This window comes from Erwinia pyri, assembly GCF_030758455.1.
Classification (GTDB): Bacteria; Pseudomonadota; Gammaproteobacteria; order Enterobacterales; family Enterobacteriaceae; genus Erwinia; species Erwinia pyri.
On record NZ_CP132353.1, the window covers coordinates 3,492,478 to 3,509,764 of the forward strand.

Annotated in this window: 19 protein-coding genes; 12 read left to right on the forward strand and 7 right to left on the reverse strand. The window is 53.7% G+C overall.

Annotated features, from left to right (window positions below):
- Positions 1–12: 12 nt before the first annotated feature.
- Both Q3V30_RS16605 and cspE read right to left on the reverse strand, forming a co-directional pair.
- Entirely contained in the window at positions 13–1,221 is a 1,209-nt protein-coding gene (locus Q3V30_RS16605; protein ID WP_306213231.1) for a multidrug efflux MFS transporter, read from the reverse strand.
- A gap of 310 nt (positions 1,222–1,531) precedes the next feature.
- The gene (gene cspE / locus Q3V30_RS16610) at positions 1,532–1,744 is read right to left on the reverse strand and encodes a transcription antiterminator/RNA stability regulator CspE (RefSeq protein WP_013200976.1); all 213 of its coding nucleotides are present in this window, start codon (positions 1,742–1,744) and stop codon (positions 1,532–1,534) included.
- 455 nt (positions 1,745–2,199) lie between these two features.
- Here cspE and Q3V30_RS16615 point away from each other — a divergent pair, with 455 nt between their 5' ends.
- Both Q3V30_RS16615 and Q3V30_RS16620 read left to right on the forward strand, forming a co-directional pair.
- Positions 2,200–2,874, forward strand: a complete 675-nt coding sequence (locus tag Q3V30_RS16615) for a MarC family NAAT transporter (protein ID WP_306207569.1) — start codon at positions 2,200–2,202, stop codon at positions 2,872–2,874.
- Between the two features lie 272 nt (positions 2,875–3,146).
- The gene (locus tag Q3V30_RS16620) at positions 3,147–3,395 is read left to right on the forward strand and encodes a biofilm development regulator YmgB/AriR family protein (RefSeq protein ID WP_306207571.1); all 249 of its coding nucleotides are present in this window, start codon (positions 3,147–3,149) and stop codon (positions 3,393–3,395) included.
- Positions 3,396–3,646: 251 nt separating this feature from the next.
- Here the strand turns inward: Q3V30_RS16620 and Q3V30_RS16625 are convergent, their stop codons facing one another.
- Together Q3V30_RS16625 and Q3V30_RS16630 are read right to left on the reverse strand one after the other, a co-directional pair.
- Positions 3,647–3,943, reverse strand: a complete 297-nt coding sequence (locus Q3V30_RS16625; RefSeq protein WP_306207573.1) for an I78 family peptidase inhibitor — start codon at positions 3,941–3,943, stop codon at positions 3,647–3,649.
- A 296-nt stretch (positions 3,944–4,239) separates the two neighbouring features.
- Positions 4,240–6,837: a bifunctional diguanylate cyclase/phosphodiesterase gene (locus Q3V30_RS16630; RefSeq protein ID WP_306207575.1), complete on the reverse strand. Its 2,598-nt coding sequence runs from the start codon at positions 6,835–6,837 to the stop codon at positions 4,240–4,242.
- A 223-nt stretch (positions 6,838–7,060) separates the two neighbouring features.
- Here Q3V30_RS16630 and Q3V30_RS16635 point away from each other — a divergent pair, with 223 nt between their 5' ends.
- The 6 genes from Q3V30_RS16635 to Q3V30_RS16660 all read left to right on the forward strand — a co-directional run bounded on the left by Q3V30_RS16635 (position 7,061) and on the right by Q3V30_RS16660 (position 12,825).
- The gene (locus Q3V30_RS16635) at positions 7,061–7,717 is read left to right on the forward strand and encodes a CPBP family intramembrane glutamic endopeptidase (RefSeq protein ID WP_306207577.1); all 657 of its coding nucleotides are present in this window, start codon (positions 7,061–7,063) and stop codon (positions 7,715–7,717) included.
- A gap of 134 nt (positions 7,718–7,851) precedes the next feature.
- The gene (locus Q3V30_RS16640; protein WP_306207579.1) at positions 7,852–9,420 is read left to right on the forward strand and encodes an ABC transporter substrate-binding protein; all 1,569 of its coding nucleotides are present in this window, start codon (positions 7,852–7,854) and stop codon (positions 9,418–9,420) included.
- Positions 9,420–10,472, forward strand: a complete 1,053-nt coding sequence (locus Q3V30_RS16645) for an ABC transporter permease (protein WP_306207581.1) — start codon at positions 9,420–9,422, stop codon at positions 10,470–10,472. The genes Q3V30_RS16640 and Q3V30_RS16645 overlap by 1 nt, the downstream gene beginning before the upstream one ends.
- Positions 10,469–11,329 carry an ABC transporter permease gene (locus Q3V30_RS16650; RefSeq protein WP_306207583.1) on the forward strand — a complete coding sequence of 287 codons (861 nt, stop codon included), beginning with the start codon at positions 10,469–10,471 and terminating at the stop codon, positions 11,327–11,329. Before Q3V30_RS16645 ends, Q3V30_RS16650 begins: the two co-directional genes overlap by 4 nt.
- Positions 11,289–12,167, forward strand: coding sequence for an ABC transporter ATP-binding protein (locus tag Q3V30_RS16655; RefSeq protein ID WP_306207585.1), 879 nt, complete (start codon positions 11,289–11,291; stop codon positions 12,165–12,167). Before Q3V30_RS16650 ends, Q3V30_RS16655 begins: the two co-directional genes overlap by 41 nt.
- Positions 12,160–12,825, forward strand: a complete 666-nt coding sequence (locus Q3V30_RS16660; RefSeq protein ID WP_306213232.1) for an ABC transporter ATP-binding protein — start codon at positions 12,160–12,162, stop codon at positions 12,823–12,825. Before Q3V30_RS16655 ends, Q3V30_RS16660 begins: the two co-directional genes overlap by 8 nt.
- Positions 12,826–12,913: 88 nt before the next feature.
- Here Q3V30_RS16660 and Q3V30_RS16665 read toward each other — a convergent pair whose 3' ends face one another.
- Entirely contained in the window at positions 12,914–13,108 is a 195-nt protein-coding gene (locus Q3V30_RS16665; protein ID WP_306207587.1) for a hypothetical protein, read from the reverse strand.
- 390 nt (positions 13,109–13,498) lie between these two features.
- Here Q3V30_RS16665 and Q3V30_RS16670 point away from each other — a divergent pair, with 390 nt between their 5' ends.
- From Q3V30_RS16670 to Q3V30_RS16680, 3 genes are all read left to right on the forward strand, one after another.
- Complete coding sequence (locus tag Q3V30_RS16670; RefSeq protein WP_306207588.1) at positions 13,499–13,762, forward strand: biofilm/acid-resistance regulator YmgB/AriR; 264 nt, start codon at positions 13,499–13,501, stop codon at positions 13,760–13,762.
- Between the two features lie 377 nt (positions 13,763–14,139).
- Positions 14,140–14,358, forward strand: coding sequence for a hypothetical protein (locus Q3V30_RS16675; RefSeq protein ID WP_306207590.1), 219 nt, complete (start codon positions 14,140–14,142; stop codon positions 14,356–14,358).
- 121 nt (positions 14,359–14,479) lie between these two features.
- On the forward strand, positions 14,480–15,493 hold the full coding sequence (locus Q3V30_RS16680; RefSeq protein WP_306207592.1) for an acyltransferase: 1,014 nt from the start codon (positions 14,480–14,482) through the stop codon (positions 15,491–15,493).
- 67 nt (positions 15,494–15,560) lie between these two features.
- Here Q3V30_RS16680 and Q3V30_RS16685 read toward each other — a convergent pair whose 3' ends face one another.
- Positions 15,561–15,791: a hypothetical protein gene (locus Q3V30_RS16685; protein WP_306207594.1), complete on the reverse strand. Its 231-nt coding sequence runs from the start codon at positions 15,789–15,791 to the stop codon at positions 15,561–15,563.
- Between the two features lie 88 nt (positions 15,792–15,879).
- Complete coding sequence (locus Q3V30_RS16690) at positions 15,880–16,473, reverse strand: class I SAM-dependent methyltransferase (protein WP_306207596.1); 594 nt, start codon at positions 16,471–16,473, stop codon at positions 15,880–15,882.
- A 555-nt stretch (positions 16,474–17,028) separates the two neighbouring features.
- Here Q3V30_RS16690 and yjbE point away from each other — a divergent pair.
- Positions 17,029–17,274: an exopolysaccharide production protein YjbE gene (yjbE, locus tag Q3V30_RS16695; RefSeq protein WP_306207598.1), complete on the forward strand. Its 246-nt coding sequence runs from the start codon at positions 17,029–17,031 to the stop codon at positions 17,272–17,274.
- The last annotated feature ends 13 nt before the right edge of the window (positions 17,275–17,287 follow it).

Sequence of the window (17,287 nt, forward strand, 5' to 3'; positions counted from 1 at the left end):
ACGGTTGATCCGTCAGGTCTGGCTGGCCACCACCCTTTTGCGATTACGCCAGCTTACAATGAGCTGCACGGTGTTAATAAACACCACTGCCGCCGTGGCGGCAAAAACCCAGCGAAAGCCACCTATCGCCGAGACGCCAGAACCGATCAGCGGCCCCACCACATTCCCCAGATACATAAACGACTGGTTATAGCCGAAAATACGCCCGGTTACCCGATCGCTGGAGTAACGCAGCAGCATCGTCTGTACCGCTGGCATCATGGCGCCCTCTGCAAAGCCGAGCAGGAAACGTAACGCACCAAGCTGGAAGGCGCTGCCTGCCCAGGACATCGCCATAAACAGCACAAAAGTCAGCATCAACGCCGCAAAAAGAATCCGTTCCGCCCCAATCCTGTCGCCCAGTTTTCCCAGCTTAGGCGCTGAAAAGAGCGCCGAAACGCCGGGAATGGCGGCTACCACCCCGCTGATAAAGGCGATATTTTGCACATCGGGTTCCAGCTGGCGGACAAACAGCGTCAGAATCGGACTGACAGAGCCGTTACAGAGCTGGATCACCAGCGTAGTCAGGAACAGGCTGATAATCAGGCCGGGATTGCCCAGTGACCGGAACACCATACTGCCGGTCATGTTGTCCTCTTTTTTAACCCGCGGCTGGCCGCCCTCTTTAATCAGGAACAGAGTAATCAGAAAACTGGTGAGCAGCAGCGCAGAGGTGATCAGGAAGACGGCGCGCAATCCTACCCAGTCCGCAAGGAAGCCTCCCATCATCGGCCCCATGATCACCCCGCAAATCTGCGCGGTAGTGACCATACTCATCGCCCAGCCGCTGCGCTCCCGCGGTACCTGAGTCGCTACCATCGCCATTGCATTAGGAATATAACCTGAGGTCAGCCCCATTAGTGCCCGCAGCAAAAACAGCTGCCAGACATCGGTAACAAAGGCCTGCAGGAAAATCACTATGCCCATGCCGAGCGAGGCGCGGAGCAGCATCAGCTTACGACCTTTGCGATCGGCAAGGCTGCCCCACATCGGCGCAACAATAGCAGAGACTAAAAAGGTAACGCTGAAGATAAGCCCCGACCAGAGCGTCAGGGTGCTGGGATCGGTTACCCCGAGTTGCTCAACATAGAGGGGCAGAAAGGGAATAATTTGACTGATGGCCAGGCCGGTAAACAGGCAGCCGAACCAGACTGAGATGAGGTTAACCTTCCAGGATTCCATCTTGTTGTACAAAAAGCCTTATGGCAAAAGTGCGAGAGCAAAGTGTAACAAGCAGGTTTTAGCAGCGAGTGGCAAATAACGCGGTAAGGGTAACTTTGAAGTTTTAACCTGGAATGATGCGCAGTGGCGCAGACGATCCCCTCAGTAACAGGCGAATTATGCCGGTAACGCCCTATTTCTTGCTACGACGTCAGGAAGGATGGTGCGGCAGAGCAGGCGCCTTAAACGCAAAAAACCCGCCACAGGGGCGGGTTTTCGTATTCTCACCGGTCAGCTCAGGCAACCTGGCCGCTGGCGAAAAGTTCTCTGATTACAGCGCAGTTACGTTAGCAGCTGCTGGGCCTTTCTGGCCGTTTTCGATAGAGAACTCAACTTTCTGACCTTCTTCCAGCGTCTTGAAGCCGCCGTTCTGGATTGCAGAGAAGTGTACGAATACGTCTTTGCTGCCGTCGGTTGGGGAGATGAAGCCGAAACCTTTCTCAGCGTTGAACCATTTTACTAAACCAGTCATTTTGTTAGACATATGTCTTTCCTTCAATAAGTATTAAGCCGCAAAGGGCACGGGGTTTGTCAACAGGGTGGACTTATGAGGCACTTAAGAAGGAAGTCAGGAAGAAGAGATATCAAAGATAACCTTTAACTGAAAACTGCTTTACTAAAATTGCTCGCATACGTTGTCTGTTTCAAAACCGACGGTGCATTTACTCATAACCCCGGATGCAGTACAAGCCCTTATCGACAAAAAAAACCAAATAATACTTAACTTAATGTTTTTAAAGAAAAATTATTTTAGCGTGATTTTTGAGCGAGTGAAAATTAACAACCCAGACTACAGTTTCATTACAGTTACCTAACGATTTAGCCGCTTTTCAGCGCCCCAGCCTGCCGCTCAGGGTGGCCATTTTCCGCACAGGCTACGCAATCAGGCCAGCTTAAGGCATGATGATTTCCTGGTAATCTGGCAACAAGGAAAAAAGCATGTTTGAGCTTTTTAAAGCGATTGGTCTTGGTTTAGTCGTTCTTCTGCCGCTGGCAAATCCGTTAACCACCGTTGCGCTGTTTTTAGGGCTGGCGGGTGATATGAATTATCGCGAGCGGAATCGCCAGTCTCTGCAGGCCTCGATTTACGTTTTTATTATCATGACCGTGGCCTACTATGCGGGAAATGCCGTGATGAATACCTTTGGCATTTCCATTCCGGGTTTGCGCATGGCTGGCGGCCTGATCGTGGCGTTTATCGGTTTTCGCATGCTGTTTCCGCAGCAGCAGGCAGGTCATTCCATGGAGGCTGACCATAAGCTGGATGAGATCACGGAACGCAAGGCGGTAAATATTGCCTTTGTCCCTCTCGCCATGCCCAGTACCGCAGGCCCGGGTACGCTGGCGATGATCATCAGCGCCGCCTCGACCATCCATCATGGCAACACCTTCTCTCCCTGGGTTATTACCGTTGCGCCGGTTTTAATTTTTCTCAGCGTCAGCGTTATCCTCTGGATCTGCCTGCGCAGTTCCGGCGCCATTATGCGCCTGGTCGGTAAAGGAGGAATTGAAGCTATTTCTCGCCTGATGGGATTCCTGCTGGTCTGTATGGGAGTGCAGTTCCTGATCAACGGGGTAACGGAAGTGATCCTCAACTGGCCCGGGCAGGGATAATTTTCTCTTTTATCGCGAGCTGACGAGAGAGCGGGCCGTGGCTGGCCTGCTCCACTGCGCTGATAAAAAAAGCATAATGAAAAATATTTCTGATTGTTACTGGATTTCCTGTCGCCGCCATCTAGAGTAATTAAATTCCCCGCCTGATTATTATTCAGGCTAAGTTGCGAATGCCTGTTCTGGCGAATCGGATCGAATTTAAGAAAAGTTTAATTTCCTGATCACATCAGATAGCCGCTGGGCTCTCGATGGCGCATTTCCGGAGGTTTACTATGGCACATTACTCACCAGGCGCAGGCCGGGCAATCACAGACTATTTCAACAGTCCCGCCTTTCACGCGCCCAAAGAGAGTGAACTTCTGGCGGCGATAATGACCGAATTAATGCGTCATGGCAGGCCAACTAACAGCAAAGTGATTATTGCCACGGTAATAGCCAAACTTGAGGGCGAAGTAGATGAAGCGATGCTGCAGGGCTATCGTAATTTGCTGACCCAGCTGTTGGAAGAGAAAGAGCCTTAAGCGGCCCCAACGCGCTTTTCTTTTATTCACGGCAAAAAAAACCCGCACAAGGCGGGAATAAGACGAGTATTGCTTCTGTTTCGCAGTGACCAGAGATCACTTTTATTGCTGCTACCCTACGTAAGGCTTATTGCATTCGTGTGACACGCTAATCCCCTTTCCTGCAATAACGTCTCTCTACAGGCAGGATTGAGGCCACAGGTCATGCATTCTCAATCCCTGCGTACGGGCATGGCTGCAATCAGAGAGCTTTATCCGCAATAGGCACGAGTAATGTTGCCCTGTGAATCACCCATAAAGTTCAGCCGGTTGAGGTTGAAATCCATGGTAACAGCAGAGTTGTAGGGAATGGCCCGGACAGGATGCTCAAAACGCAGGCCATCTATTGAGGAGAGTGGCTTACCCACATAGCGCTGATAGTCAGAGGCGCCGCAACGATCCGCTTCCGGGTCCACCGAGGCAGAACTCCCTCCTTTTTGTGCCGCTGTCTGACAGCCTGACAAAGCAACAAGCGTAGCGATGATGGCTAATTTTCCATATAACTTCATGATTTCTCTCCTGTGCGTTTAGTTCTTAACTCCCCAAAGCCTAACAGAGCCGGGCGACGGATGATAATCGCATTTTCCAGCAGCGGTTTGTTTCTGTGATCCGGGTCGAAATGGCACAAACTGCGCCTTTTTTCACCGTTACCCAGCGCTATAATTTAAGAATAATCTCAGAAAGGAGGAAATATGGAACTGACAATATTTGTCCTTTTCGCGGTCGTTATGACTTTTGTAGCGGTTCGTGTCCGCTAAGTAAAAAAGCCCGTTTCCACGGGCTTTTTTGTTTCTGCGCTTTGCTATCAGACCGTCAGAACCGGCTCCTCCTGCAGCAGCAGCTGGAAGCGTTCAAGGGGCATCGGTCTCCCAAGATAGTAGCCCTGCCCTTCCTGACAGGCGATCGCCTGCAGCTCTTTCAGCTGCTCCCGGGTTTCAATTCCTTCCGCCGTCACCGTCAGAGAGAACGCTTTGCCCAGCCCGATAATCCCTTCCACAATCGACAGCGCCTGCGGTGAATGGGGGAAATCGTTCATATAAGAGCGATCCATTTTCATGCCGTCAAACGGGAAGGTTTTCAGATAGCTCAACGAAGCGTACCCTGCGCCAAAATCATCCACCGTCAGCCTGACGCCGAGGTTTTTCAGCGCCTGCATCACTTCCAGTGCGCTTTGCGGGTTCTCCAGCGTAATGTTCTCGGTAATCTCCAGCTCAAGTCGATCCGGCGCCAGGCCGCTGGTGTTAAGCGCATTTGCCACGCGAGCGGCGAGCTGGCCGCTACGAAACTCAACGGGAGAGATATTCACCGACACATACATCGGCGGAGGCCAGCTCATGGCGTCAGCACAGGCACGGTTAAGCACCCAGTCACTGATATCAATAATCAGGCCGGTCTCCTCGGCCAGCGGAATGAAGCCGTCCGGCATAATTATTCCTGTTGCCGGATGCAGCCAGCGAATCAACGCTTCTCCTCCTTCAAGGCGCCCTTTTTTCAGATCGTAGCGAGGCTGATAAAACAGCTTAAGCTCATCCCCGCTAATGGCCTTGCGTAAGTTGCACTCCAGCTCGCGCCGGTTAACCAATTGTTCAGCCATTTCCGCCGTGTACCAGGTCCAGCGATTCCGCCCTTCGCGCTTCGATTTATAGAGGGCAATATCGGCCAGGCGCAGCAGCTCTTCTGCCTGCATGGCATCTTTCGGCGCCAGCGCAATGCCAAGACTGGCACCGATAAAGATCTCGTGCTGCCCCAGAGTGAAGGGACGCTGAATTTCATCCAGCAGCTGGCGACAGCAGTTACCAATCTCCTCCTCGCCGTGAAGGTTAGAGACGATCAGGATAAACTCATCACCTCCCTGACGGGAGACCAAATCCCCAGCCTTCAACACGCTGCGCAGACGGTGCGAAACCTCGTTCAGCACACAATCCCCGGCAGCGTGTCCCCAGGTATCATTGATCGGTTTGAAGTTATCCAGATCAAGGCTGATCAGCACCAGAGGGCGCTCTGGAGTCGGCTGCGCCTGTAGCCTGCTGAGTAAAAATTCACTCATATAAAGCCGGTTAGGTAAGCCTGTCAGCGCGTCATGCTGCGAAAGATAGTGGATCCTGGCCTGCGCCTCCACCTCACGCGTCACGTCCGAAACCGTGCCGCGATAGCCCACAATCTGCCCGTTAAGCTCTACGGGATTGGCGATCAGATTGCATAACCGGGTTGCTCCCAGCGCCGTGACCGAAAAGCAGCGCAACACGTGTCGTTGTCCATCCGCACGCTGCCGGAAAAGCCATTCTGAGACTGCCTGCTCCTCCTGCTGCAGGATCTCGTCAATGGAGTGACCCAGCATGCGGGAAACATCATAATGCGTAACGGCAGCAAATCGCTTCGACAGGTAGATCAGGATCCCCTGAGCATTGGTTTCCCAAATCCAGTCGGAGGCCGTTTCCGCCACGTCCCGAAAGCGCGACTCGCTGGCTGCAAGTTCACGCTGGCTGTGTACCAGCTGATCGAAGCGGTCATCTGACAGCGCAGCACTGTGCATCGCATGATAAATAACGCGCCTGGCCACCAGCCCGATGATCGCTACCGTTATAAACAGCATCGGCAGCAGAAACAGCAGCAGGCTGCCGCCCGGCTCGCTGGAGTCCCAACGAATGACAACAGGGGCGTCATCAGGGATATCTTCGTTCAGCAAAGGCGGCAGGAAAGCATCCTCCACGCTGTTGGGGATGCGGGCGTTAAGTACCCCGACGCTGGTGCCGAACGCTTTCAGTTTTTCAGGCGTGAAGCGGTTGACGAAGACCATTACCGAAGGCGGGCCCTTTTTCATTTCAAGACCCGGCACTTTGCCCGTAGTAATAGGGGCTGCAGCCACGATGGCTGGCGTAGAGCCAATCATCGCATTTTGCGTCAGCGCACTTTGCTCTTCTGCCAGCGCACGGGCGTGGCGGATCAGGGGCGCAGTATGGATCCCCAGCCAGCTTTCCAGCTGAACATCAGAGAGCTTGCCGTTGATCACCGCATAACTGGTCCTGCCCTGCCCATCAACAACAAAGACGCCTTCATAGTGATATTCAGTAAACAGGCCGGGACCGAAGTTTTGCTCATCAAACGCCCAGACGCGATCGACTTTCAGATGCAGGTTATTCCAGGCTTCGCCCCAGAAAGCGTAATCACGGATGTCAGTCAGAATGTTCTGGCGGCTCTCCTTCCAGGCATTCTGCAACAGGAATGTTTCCTGCTTCACGGCATCCTCGTTCTGGCGCCAGGCAATGCCCGTCACCATCAGCATGGAAAGCAGCAGCACGCTGCTTAACAGCAGCGTCAGCGACATTAACAATCGTCGGGTAAAAAATGTTGTTTTCTGCCCGTCTGCGACGGGCAGCGGGCTAAGTACAGGGGGGTATTTCATTAACTCGGGACCTTATCAAGCAGGCTACTCAACCCTCCATGTTGGTTATGGCCCGTATGGCGTAAAAGAAATCGCTGGTCCTCTCGTCCTCCAGACGCGATCGTCTAATCACTATCGGCCTGGAAGAGCAACAATTTAGGACGTTTTTACAGGAATGCGGGCGCCTCGACAGCTTTGCCGACGCTTGTTACCATCCACCGATCGCCCTCAGAGAAACAGTGCAATGAACAATCATGCCGACAAAGTGACCTGCACCTTACTCTGCATGGGAATGTGCCTGGTCTGGTACACCCTTACCGTGATCGTGAGTGCATTACCGGGCTATTCCGTTCTGGCAGAAACAGGCATGCTGATGCCGCTGCTTTGCGCGGTGGAGTTTTCTGCGTTGGTACCGCTCTATCGCTGGTATAGCAGCCGTTATGCCAATATACCGATCGGCACGTTTTCATGGCGCCAGGCAGTGCTGTTTAGCGTGCTGCTGCTCGGTCTGATCGCTTCACAATCCTTTTATCTGCAGCAGGAGAGCTGGACGGGCGGCCAGTTTGGCGAAGGGCGGAGCAAAGTGATCCTTTTCTCCCTGGCCGTGGTGTTGCTGGCGCCGGTTTTTGAGGAGATCTTATTTCGCGGATTCGTGATGCAGGGGCTGTTGCTCTGGGCGCCGAAGCAGCGTCTGGCCTGTGCCTTACTCACCTCAATCGGTTTTGCGGCTATGCATACGCAGTACACCCATTTTCAGACGCTGATTGCGCTGATCGCCCTCTCGCTGCTGCTCTGTTATGCCAGACTCTTATCAGGCGGACTTCGGCTCCCCATCTTTCTGCATATGTTGAATAACCTAATCGGCGTCTCTCCATGGCTCTGGATAACGTTGACGCAGTAAAGGCCTTGCGCTGAGCGAATATAACCATTCCGGTTTGTTTATAACTTTTTCATCTATCGATAGCGGATAATCTACTATTTGTCTTAGCTACGGGTACTCTACACTCGCAAACAACTTAAAGGTAAGGAAGCGTCATGAAAACTTTAGTTCCCTCAGTTCTCGCCCTTGCGCTGGCCGGTTCGTTTGCCGTGCAGGCGGCGACGCCACCCGATACGCTGGTGATTGCTCAGTCAATCGATGATGCCAGCAGTTTTGATCCGGCAGAAGGCTTTGAGCTGACTTCCGTGCAGGCTTTCACCAATCTTTATCAGCGTCTGGTGCAGTCAGACCCGCAAAACCCGACCGATTTGAAACCCACGCTGGCGACGGCCTGGCAGCCCGGCAGCGATAACCGCAGCATGACCTTTACCCTGCGTGACGGGGCGAAATTTGCTTCCGGTAATCCGCTGCGTCCTGAGGATGTGATCTTCTCGCTGAGCCGCGTGGTGAAGCTGAATCTGGATCCCTCCTTTATCCTGACCCAGCTGGGCTGGACCAAAGAGAACGTGGACGCGCAGCTGGTTAAAGTGGATCAGAACCATGTCAAAATCAGCTGGACGGCTGACGTCAGTCCTACCTATGTTCTGAGCCTGCTGGCAGCGCCGGTCTCCTCTATCGTTGATGAAAAAACCGCGATGGCGAATGCCAAAAACAGTGACTTCGGCAATAAATGGCTGGCCGTTCACTCCGCAGGCAGCGGTCCTTTCCAGATCCGTAAATATATTCCGCATGAAGTGGTGCTGCTCTCCGCTAACCCAACTTCTCCTGGCGGTGCCCCTAAGCTGAAAAACGTCCTGATTAAAAATGTGCCGGAGCCTGCTGCGCGCCGCCTGCTGCTTGAGCAGGGCGATGCGGATATCGCCCGTAACCTGGGCGCTGACCAGATGGCCGCGCTGAAAAACAAAGCGGGCGTAAAGCCGATGGCGATCCCGATGGCTTCGCTCTATTACATGCAGTTTAATATTGACGCTAATCCGGCGCTGAAAAACCCTGCTCTGTGGGAAGCTTCGCGCTACCTGTTTGATTATCATGGTATTGCCGACGATCTGTTGAAAGGTCAGTTCCAGGTGCATCAGGCGTTCCTGCCGGAAGGCTTCCTGGGCGCGCTGAACGACAATCCCTACACCTTTGATCCTGAGAAGGCTAAAGCCATTCTGAAAAAGGCGGGTCTGAACAACGTCAGCTTTAAGCTCAGCGTCAGCAACCAGCCCCCCTACCTGGATATTGCTCAGGCTCTGCAGGCCAGCTTTGCCAAAGGCGGCATTAAAGTTGAGCTGATCCCAGGCCTCAGCAGCGAAGTCGCCACCTCAGTCAAGGCGCACAAATATGAAGCCACGCTGAACGCCTGGGGAGCGGACTATTTTGATCCGAACACCAACGCGGCCGCCTTTGCCTATAACCCGGAAGATGGCAGCAAGACGCTGGCATGGCGTTCAAACTGGCATATTCCTGAGCTGAACAAGCAGACGCTGGCAGCCACCGCGGAGAGCGATAAGGCTAAACGCGTTGAGCTTTACCAGAACATGCAGCGTGAAGTGCAGAAGAATTCGCCTTATGTGGTGGGTCTGCAGGCGCGTAACCTGATCGCGCTGCGCGATAACCTGAAAGGCTACGTTCAGGGGATCAACCCGGATATGGTTTACTACAGCCAGGTCAGCAAGTAATGACGGTTTCTGTTTCCAAAGCCGGGTCCGCCCGGCTTTTCTGGTTGCGAAGTGGACGTCTGTTCACCGGTCTGGCTTCTCTGGCGGTGACGCTGCTGGGCCTGCTGGCGTTCACCTTTATGCTCTCTCATCTGTCGCCGGTTGATCCTGTTTTGCAGATTGCCGGCGATCACGCCAGTGAATCTACCTACGCCCAGGTTCGTCACGATTTGGGTCTGGATGAGTCGTTGCCGATGCAGTTCTGGCATTACGTTACCCATCTGGCCACCGGCGATCTGGGGATTTCACGCCTGACCAATCAGGCGGTGAGCAGTGATTTGCTGCGCACCTTCCCGGCCACCATTGAACTGGCCACCTGCGCCATGATTTTTGGCGCGCTGTTTGGCATTCTGCTGGCGCTACTGGCCGCGTGGAAACCAGGCAGCGTGGTGGATAATCTTGCCCGTCTGATCTCGCTGCTCGGCTATTCAGTGCCGGTGTTCTGGCTCGGGCTGCTGGGGCTGCTGCTGTTTTATGCCGTGCTGCACTGGTCAGCCGGACCAGGGCGCCTGGATGATATCTGGATCTACACGCTGGAACCCAAAACCGGGCTGGTGCTGGTAGACAGCTGGCTTTCCGGTGACCCGGAGATGTTCCGCAATGCGATCGCCCACCTCTGGCTCCCGGTAGTGGTCCTGGGGCTGCTGGCCATGGCCGGGATCACTCGGCTGCTTCGCGCGGCGCTGCTGGAAGAGAGTGGAAAAGAGTATGTCACCCTGGCGCGCGCCAAAGGTGCCGGCCGTGGGCGCATTCTTTTGCTGCACGTTTTCCCTAACGTGCGGGGCACGCTGATTACCGTGCTGGCTCTCTCCTATGCCACGCTGCTGGAGGGATCGGTATTAACCGAGACGGTCTTTGCCTGGCCGGGAGTGGGACGCTATATGACCACCGCCCTCTTCGCTTCCGATACGCCTGCCATTCTGGGTTCAACGTTGCTGATTGGCGGCTGTTTTATCACGCTGAATGCGCTGGCGGATGCTTTAACCTGGCTCACAGACCCGAGAACCCGATGACGCAAAATCTCACCGACCTCGACGTTGCCGCCCCTGTGCGCCGACGTCGTCCCCGCATGACCTCGCTGGCTATTGGCGGCACGCTGGTGGCCGTGCTGCTGCTGGCAGCGCTGCTGGCCCCGCTGCTGGCGCCTTACGATCCCAATGCGCAAATGATGTCGGCACGCCTGCTGCCCCCCTCTGCTGCCCACTGGTTTGGCACCGATGGCTTTGGCCGCGATCTGCTTTCCCGGGTGATTTACGGTTCCCGCCCTACGCTGCTGCTGGTGTCGCTGATCCTGGTACTGACCATCCCGGTGGGGATGCTGATTGGCATCAGCGCCGGTTACCTGGGCGGCTGGACGGAGCGCGTGCTGATGCGCATTACCGATATCTTTCTGTCGCTGCCTAACCTGGTGATCGCCCTCGCGCTGGTCGCCATGCTGGGTCCGGGACTGATGAACGGCGCGCTGGCGCTGGCGCTGACCAGCTGGCCGCCATTTGCCCGCCAGGCGCGGGCGGAAACGCTGGCGCTACGCCGTAGTGATTATCTGGCCGCCGCCCGCATGCAGGGTATTAATGGCCTGCGGCTGATGTTCGGCCATATTCTGCCGCTTTGTATGCCAAGCGCGGTGGTCCGCGCCGCGCTGAGTCTGGGCGGGATCATTCTCTCTGCTGCCGGCCTGGGCTTTCTGGGCATGGGCGTTCAGCCGCCTACCGCAGAGTGGGGATCGATGGTAGCTGAAGGCAGTAAAGTAATTTTCGACCAGTGGTGGGTAGCGGCAGCCCCTGGTGGCGCTATTTTGTTTGCCAGCCTGGCCTTTAACCTGACGGGCGATGGCCTGCGTGACCGACTGGATACCCGAAATGGCAACTGAAACCCCTCCTCTTATCGTCGCCGACAGCCTGCGGATTGCCAGCGCCTCCGGCCAGCCGCTGGTGAAAAACATCAGCTTTACGCTGGGCCGCGAGCGCGTGGCGCTGGTGGGCGAATCCGGTTCGGGCAAGTCGCTGACGGCGCGCAGCCTGATGGGCCTACTCTCGCCGGGTCTTGATCTGCAGGCCGCCACGCTGAGCGTAGCGGGCGAAAACGCCCTGACCCTGAGCGAACGCCGCTGGAGCCAGCTCCGAGGCAGCAGTATGGCAATGGTGATGCAGGATCCCAAATATGCGTTGAATCCTATGCGCACCATCGGCTGGCAGGTTGCCGAACCGCTGAAGTTGCACACCCGACTGAGCCGCGCGGAGATCAAAGAGAAAGTTTGTGACATGCTGGATGCGGTTGGATTACCGGATCCTAAGCAGTTGATGCAGCGCTATCCGCACCAGCTTTCTGGCGGGATGGGTCAGCGCGTCATGCTGGCGATAGCGCTGATTGCCGATCCGCACTGTCTGATTGCCGACGAACCGACCTCGGCACTCGATCACGCCATGCGCGACCAGGTGCTGGCGCTGATCCGTCGTCTGGTGGAGCAACGCAACATGGGATTACTGCTGATCAGTCACGATCTGCAGCAGGTTTCCGAACATTGTGAGCGGGTAATGGTGATGTATCAGGGCGAAATCCTGGATACGCTGCCCGCCGCAGACCTGCCGCGGGCAACCCATCCCTATACCAGTACGCTCTGGTCCTGCCGCCCGAGTAAGGCGACGCAGGGGCAGACATTACCGGTACTGGACCGCACTGCGCTGGAGGCCTGGCGTGAACATGATTGAACTGGCTGAAGTCAGCGTTTCCCATCGTCAGGGATATGAACAACGTACCGTGGTGCATGACGTGACGCTCACTGTACAACCTGGCGAATGTTTTGGTCTGGTCGGCCCCTCTGGCTGCGGCAAGTCTTCGCTGCTGTGGGTGCTTGCCGGACTGAACCCCAACTGGCAAGGCGCGATGTCGCTGGCTGGCCATGCTGTGAAGCCGGGTAAAGCCTTTACCGGCCAGCTGCGTCAGGATGTGCAGATGGTGTTTCAGGATCCTTACGCCTCGCTGCATCCCCGCCATCGTCTTCGTCGTACCCTGGCGGAGCCGCTGAAGCTGCTGAAAGTGGCCGATATCAACGATCGTATCGATCAGGGATTCCGCCACGTGGGGCTGGATCCTGCGCTGGCCGACCGTTACCCGCATCAGCTCTCTGGCGGCCAGCGTCAGCGTGTGGCGATTGTGCGTGCGCTGCTGCTGCAGCCAAAAATCCTGCTGCTGGATGAACCCACCTCGGCCCTGGATATGTCAGTTCAGGCTGAAATTCTCAATTTGCTGAACAGCCTGAAGGCGCAGGATAATCTGACCATGGTGCTGGTGAGTCACGATCCCGATGTGATCGATCATATGTGCGATCGCGCCGTGCGGATGGATAAAGGGTTTATCGTCAGTTAACGGGTTGTGGCTTTACAGGGAGTGAAACGGGCGGCAAAGTGCCGCCCTTGTTTCAGGAGAGGGGCGAACTCCTGAAAATTAAAGCGCTTCAGGAGATGGCGGAGTCTGAAGCGTGCTTGTGCTTATCAGCCTCAAAATGGGCTTTGAACTGCTCGTAAATAGAGATCATATTTGCTGCGTCACCCTGCAATGGGCTGAGTTTGCCGGCACGTACCAGTTCAATTACCAGTTGCAGCGCAGCCTGCTTTGGGCTGCTGGCAGGATGGGAGATTTCAGTTGTCATCGTGGCTTCCATGAAAAGGAGTAAAAGGTAATTTTAACAACATTCCTCCATTCTGGTTAACTTTTTCCAGCTCTTACGCGGGCTGCTTTTACTCAGCGACCTCTGCCCTGAGGCGTTGCCTTTTGCCGGGCAATGTTGATTTATTGAGCCAATTTTTGCCGTACTCCAGCTCCCTTTTCAAAGTTGTACAATTTTCCAAATAAACTTGTACAACATGCAAAAAGCGACTACCTTTCTACGCTGTAACGAATTATGCATTTGCATGTCCTCAGGAAGTGATAGTGGGTTTCCCACTTCCCGAGGCAGCTTTTTGCTGAAAATAATAAATCGATCGTTTAAAAACTATTACCTGCATCCTGCCGTTGTCCTGGCCGGATATTTGGAGAGAAAATGATGCATGCAGAATTACCGTCTTCCCCTCATGAATTAATGGACTATTTTAAAGCCGAAATGCAGGAAGCTGAAAGCGAAGTCGCTATTCTCGGTTCGATTGTTGTTGAAATTTTGCAAAGCGGTAGGTCTGTTACCAATAAAACGATCATTGCGCAACTGCTTCACCGCCTGGAAACCACCAGCGATGTCGTTTCGCTGGATACCTACCGGCATGTGCTGGAGATGGTCGTGCATCAGACGGAAGATGACTTTATTGGCTAATCTCTGCCGCTGCAGCAGGCACTTACTTCTGTAGCGGCTTTACTCCTTAACTCAAATCCTCTTTTGCTGAAAAAAATGTGCAGCAATCTGGTCCTTTTTTTTGCCAACGATCTCTCCTGCTTTATTCACTAATTCACTTTTTTCAGCTTATCAATCATCTAATAAAGCCAAAACACCCCTTCGATCACATTAGCGAAATTAAGACCAGGTAAAATAAGAGTAGTCTGCTGGTGCGCCCCCAGGCTTCGTCCGATATTGACCAGCTGAACTTGCAGTCCCCCCTGCGATAATGCCAGGGTCAATAACGCTGACAACCTTTCCCCGCAAAGCTTGCCAGTCAGGGTAATCTCTTTTTAAACTTTTTCTGGCTCTCTGATATGAATGGATTAACGAAAATTGTTCTCGCCTTCGCGTTTAGCAGCTCCTTAGCGCAGGCTGAGCCCGTTACGCTGACGCTTTCGCAGGAGCAGGATGGTGGCGACGCCGGACGCGCCTGTATGTATATTCACCAGGGGAAAGCGGAATACCGGCTGGTGCAGCCTCAGCAAACCTGCCCTTCCACCCTGACGCTGGAGGTATCAGGCACGCATACCTGATAACGGGCAGTTTTTTTCTTGTCTGGAGATACGTCCGGCTCGGGGAATATGTTACCTTTAGCCGGATGGCGATAATCTGACTCTTATTCTCAGATTATGCTTTTTGACAAGGAGTTAGGCATTGAAAACGATCAATATTAAGCTGCTAACTCTGGTGGCAACATTTTTCGTCATTTTGTTGCATACTGCAGCGCTGCCGTTTGCCCGCTTTCACACCGGCTGGTCCGTAGCGGTAATGTATGAAACGCTGGGCCGTATTGCTTTTCCGCTTTTCCTGCTGATAGCGGGCTACGTTTCACTCAATAAAAATGAGTCGCTGCTCAGCACGCTTAAAACCCGCGTACTTGATCTGGTGATCCCACTGATTGCCTGGTCAGCTATTTATCTGGCTTACAGCAACCTGGTTCACGCTAATAAGGCGCCCGTCAGCCTGCTGGATCTGCTCAGTACTCCCGCTTATCCGCATATGTGGTTCATTTATACAATGATCCTGCTCTATCTGGTGACGCCGCTGCTTAACACGTTCATCACCCATGGCAGCCAGCAGCGGGTAAACTACACGCTGACGGTCTGGTTTGTTCTCGCCTCAGTCTATGTGCTGCTGGATAATGTGAAAGCGAGCCTGCTGGAAAATAGCGTGCTCCCTATACCAAGCAATATTGACATGGTGGTTTATCTCTCTGGTTTTTATATTCTGGGTGGCGTGGTTCGTCGTTTTAATATCACCCCGAAGGTAACCATTTCGGCCATTATTTTTGTGCTGGCTGCGGTACTGACCGCCGTAATGGCTTACTCCTTCTCTAAAAGCATCTACAGGCCAAACGATCTCTTCCTGTTCTATTCGGCACCAACGATGGTCATCATCTCGCTGGGCTGCTTTTTCATGCTGTTAAACGCCTCATTCCGCTATAACCGGCCTGTTATTAAAGCGCTGAGAATTCTTTCACGGTTGAGTCTGGGGATCTTCTTTGTTCATGCCATAGTCCTGGAAGCTCTGGTAGCGGTACTGAAGCTGGATTTCACCGGTTACTCCTCCATCATTACCATTCCTCTGGTGGCGCTGGCCTGCTTTGCCATCTCTGCGGGCATAATTTTTCTGCTCCAGCGCATCCCTTATGTGCGACGCGTGACCTGAACAGACAAAAACGGCCGCTCAGTTGAGCGGCCGTTTTTTCGGCAAAGAGCCGGATTGCCACCTGCCATCAATAGAGTGATGAGGCAAATCTGTGTGGCTGGTTGATCGCTTTCCGCGCGATCCAGTAGAGCAAAATGCGTTCTTCATCGCCATCCTGATCTGCCATCGCCAACAATTTTAGTGCCAGCGTAGCCTTGTTAACCGGCTGTCCCGTGATGCTCAGGTCAACCACCGCTTTGCCTATGATATTACAGACTTCATCTTCACTTGAGGTTGGTAGCTCGCTTTCAATACTCATTCTCTCCTCCTGTTGTGGGTAAACATTAAGCCTGGCAGAGCGCGCGGAGAATGCCATCTCATGGTCACACTCTCTTCACACAACCGTGCTAAGTCCAGCCAAACCCGGCATTTTTTTGCGGTAAATTATCGAGCGAGTGGCAGCGGTACACCCATGCAGGCGGCAGATTGCACAGCACGCGGGTCCGGTTCCAGGCAAAGTATTCAGAAATGAGCGGCTCTGACAGCGAGGTGTACTGGAACTGAACAAAGACGCCCTGCGGACTCAGTAATGAGGCTGCGCGCTCCAGGATGCCGTGACGCACCGCCTTCGGCAGGGATAAGAGCGGCAAGCCTGAAAATATAGCGTCATACTCTTCATTAAGGGCTTCGGCAGAGGCGCCGGTCACCCTCAGCCTTTCATCCTGAAGAGCTGCCAGCTTAGGGTGGAAGCGGCTGTTAGTTTCAAAGGCCAGCAGTTCTGCATCCGGCCGCATCCGCGTCAGCAGATGTCGGGTTAACACACCATCTCCTGCGCCAAGCTCGGCAATGCGTGTGCACTGGCTCCAGTCAACGGCATTTGACATCGTTTTGCACAGAGCCAGAGAAGAAGGTGCAATGGTACCTGTTTTCCGCGGATCGGAGATGAATTCCTTCAAGTAACCGGTTTTATCTTTGATATAAGAAAACGCAGATAACAACATAGTTGAGCCTCTGGCTAAAGGGTGACTTGCAGTAGGCCACAATTAACTTCGTGAGTTCTTAAAACCCTTCACTTCCGCTGTAAAACCAGGAGTAATCGCATAAATTTTTTGCCTTTTATTTCAATGTGTTTATATCTGGCAACAGCTGAAAATATTGGCTCACATCCTGTTCATGTAATAATAAATTTGAGTTAGGAGAAAATAACGGGAAAAGCGGGGAAAAATGTAGCGGTATTTATTCTTAAAACAGCGGAAATAATAAAGTCTGAAATGGCTGCGTATTATGGCCACCCTGACCCAATATTCCATTCCGTCAGCGGCGGCCGGCTCTGAGATAATTCTGTCTTTATCTGAAGATATTCACCTCACCAAAGGCCCTGCAAAGAAAACGCCGTTTTTACTGCGATAAATCACTCTTAAAATCAACGGATCTGTTTCTGTAACCTCTTAATCAGACTGATAATATTCCCTTGTCAGTCGTCCTCTGTTCAACCCTGAACTTTAAAATTATGCTCTGCTTCCTGGCCCCCTGACACCTTCCCGAGGAGCGATAAAATGAGAAAAATGAACGCGCTTGCGCTGTTACTGATGATGGCCACCAGCGCCAGCGTTTATGCTGCACCTACTACTGGCGCAGCGGCAGGAAGTGAAGCCACTGCGATGTCTGATGGCAACTCCAATGCGGTAGGTATCGGCGCAGTGGGTGCTTTACTGGGTATTGCTCTGGCTACCATGGGCGGCGGCGGCGATGGCTCTAACACCGGTACCACCACCACCACTACCGGCACCCAGGCGCACTAAAGCGCATTGCCTG

Excerpts from the sequence above, each read along its gene's own strand:
- Q3V30_RS16605 (WP_306213231.1), bottom strand. The coding sequence starts at position 1,221 with ATGGAATCCTGGAAGGTTAACCTCATCTCAGTCTGGTTCGGCTGCCTG.
- cspE (WP_013200976.1), bottom strand. The coding sequence starts at position 1,744 with ATGTCTAACAAAATGACTGGTTTAGTAAAATGGTTCAACGCTGAGAAA.
- Q3V30_RS16615 (WP_306207569.1), top strand. The coding sequence starts at position 2,200 with ATGTTTGAGCTTTTTAAAGCGATTGGTCTTGGTTTAGTCGTTCTTCTG.
- Q3V30_RS16620 (WP_306207571.1), top strand. The coding sequence starts at position 3,147 with ATGGCACATTACTCACCAGGCGCAGGCCGGGCAATCACAGACTATTTC.
- Q3V30_RS16625 (WP_306207573.1), bottom strand. The coding sequence starts at position 3,943 with ATGAAGTTATATGGAAAATTAGCCATCATCGCTACGCTTGTTGCTTTG.
- Q3V30_RS16630 (WP_306207575.1), bottom strand. The coding sequence starts at position 6,837 with ATGAAATACCCCCCTGTACTTAGCCCGCTGCCCGTCGCAGACGGGCAG.
- Q3V30_RS16635 (WP_306207577.1), top strand. The coding sequence starts at position 7,061 with ATGAACAATCATGCCGACAAAGTGACCTGCACCTTACTCTGCATGGGA.
- Q3V30_RS16640 (WP_306207579.1), top strand. The coding sequence starts at position 7,852 with ATGAAAACTTTAGTTCCCTCAGTTCTCGCCCTTGCGCTGGCCGGTTCG.
- Q3V30_RS16645 (WP_306207581.1), top strand. The coding sequence starts at position 9,420 with ATGACGGTTTCTGTTTCCAAAGCCGGGTCCGCCCGGCTTTTCTGGTTG.
- Q3V30_RS16650 (WP_306207583.1), top strand. The coding sequence starts at position 10,469 with ATGACGCAAAATCTCACCGACCTCGACGTTGCCGCCCCTGTGCGCCGA.
- Q3V30_RS16655 (WP_306207585.1), top strand. The coding sequence starts at position 11,289 with ATGGCCTGCGTGACCGACTGGATACCCGAAATGGCAACTGAAACCCCT.
- Q3V30_RS16660 (WP_306213232.1), top strand. The coding sequence starts at position 12,160 with ATGATTGAACTGGCTGAAGTCAGCGTTTCCCATCGTCAGGGATATGAA.
- Q3V30_RS16665 (WP_306207587.1), bottom strand. The coding sequence starts at position 13,108 with ATGACAACTGAAATCTCCCATCCTGCCAGCAGCCCAAAGCAGGCTGCG.
- Q3V30_RS16670 (WP_306207588.1), top strand. The coding sequence starts at position 13,499 with ATGATGCATGCAGAATTACCGTCTTCCCCTCATGAATTAATGGACTAT.
- Q3V30_RS16675 (WP_306207590.1), top strand. The coding sequence starts at position 14,140 with ATGAATGGATTAACGAAAATTGTTCTCGCCTTCGCGTTTAGCAGCTCC.
- Q3V30_RS16685 (WP_306207594.1), bottom strand. The coding sequence starts at position 15,791 with ATGAGTATTGAAAGCGAGCTACCAACCTCAAGTGAAGATGAAGTCTGT.
- Q3V30_RS16690 (WP_306207596.1), bottom strand. The coding sequence starts at position 16,473 with ATGTTGTTATCTGCGTTTTCTTATATCAAAGATAAAACCGGTTACTTG.
- yjbE (WP_306207598.1), top strand. The coding sequence starts at position 17,029 with ATGAGAAAAATGAACGCGCTTGCGCTGTTACTGATGATGGCCACCAGC.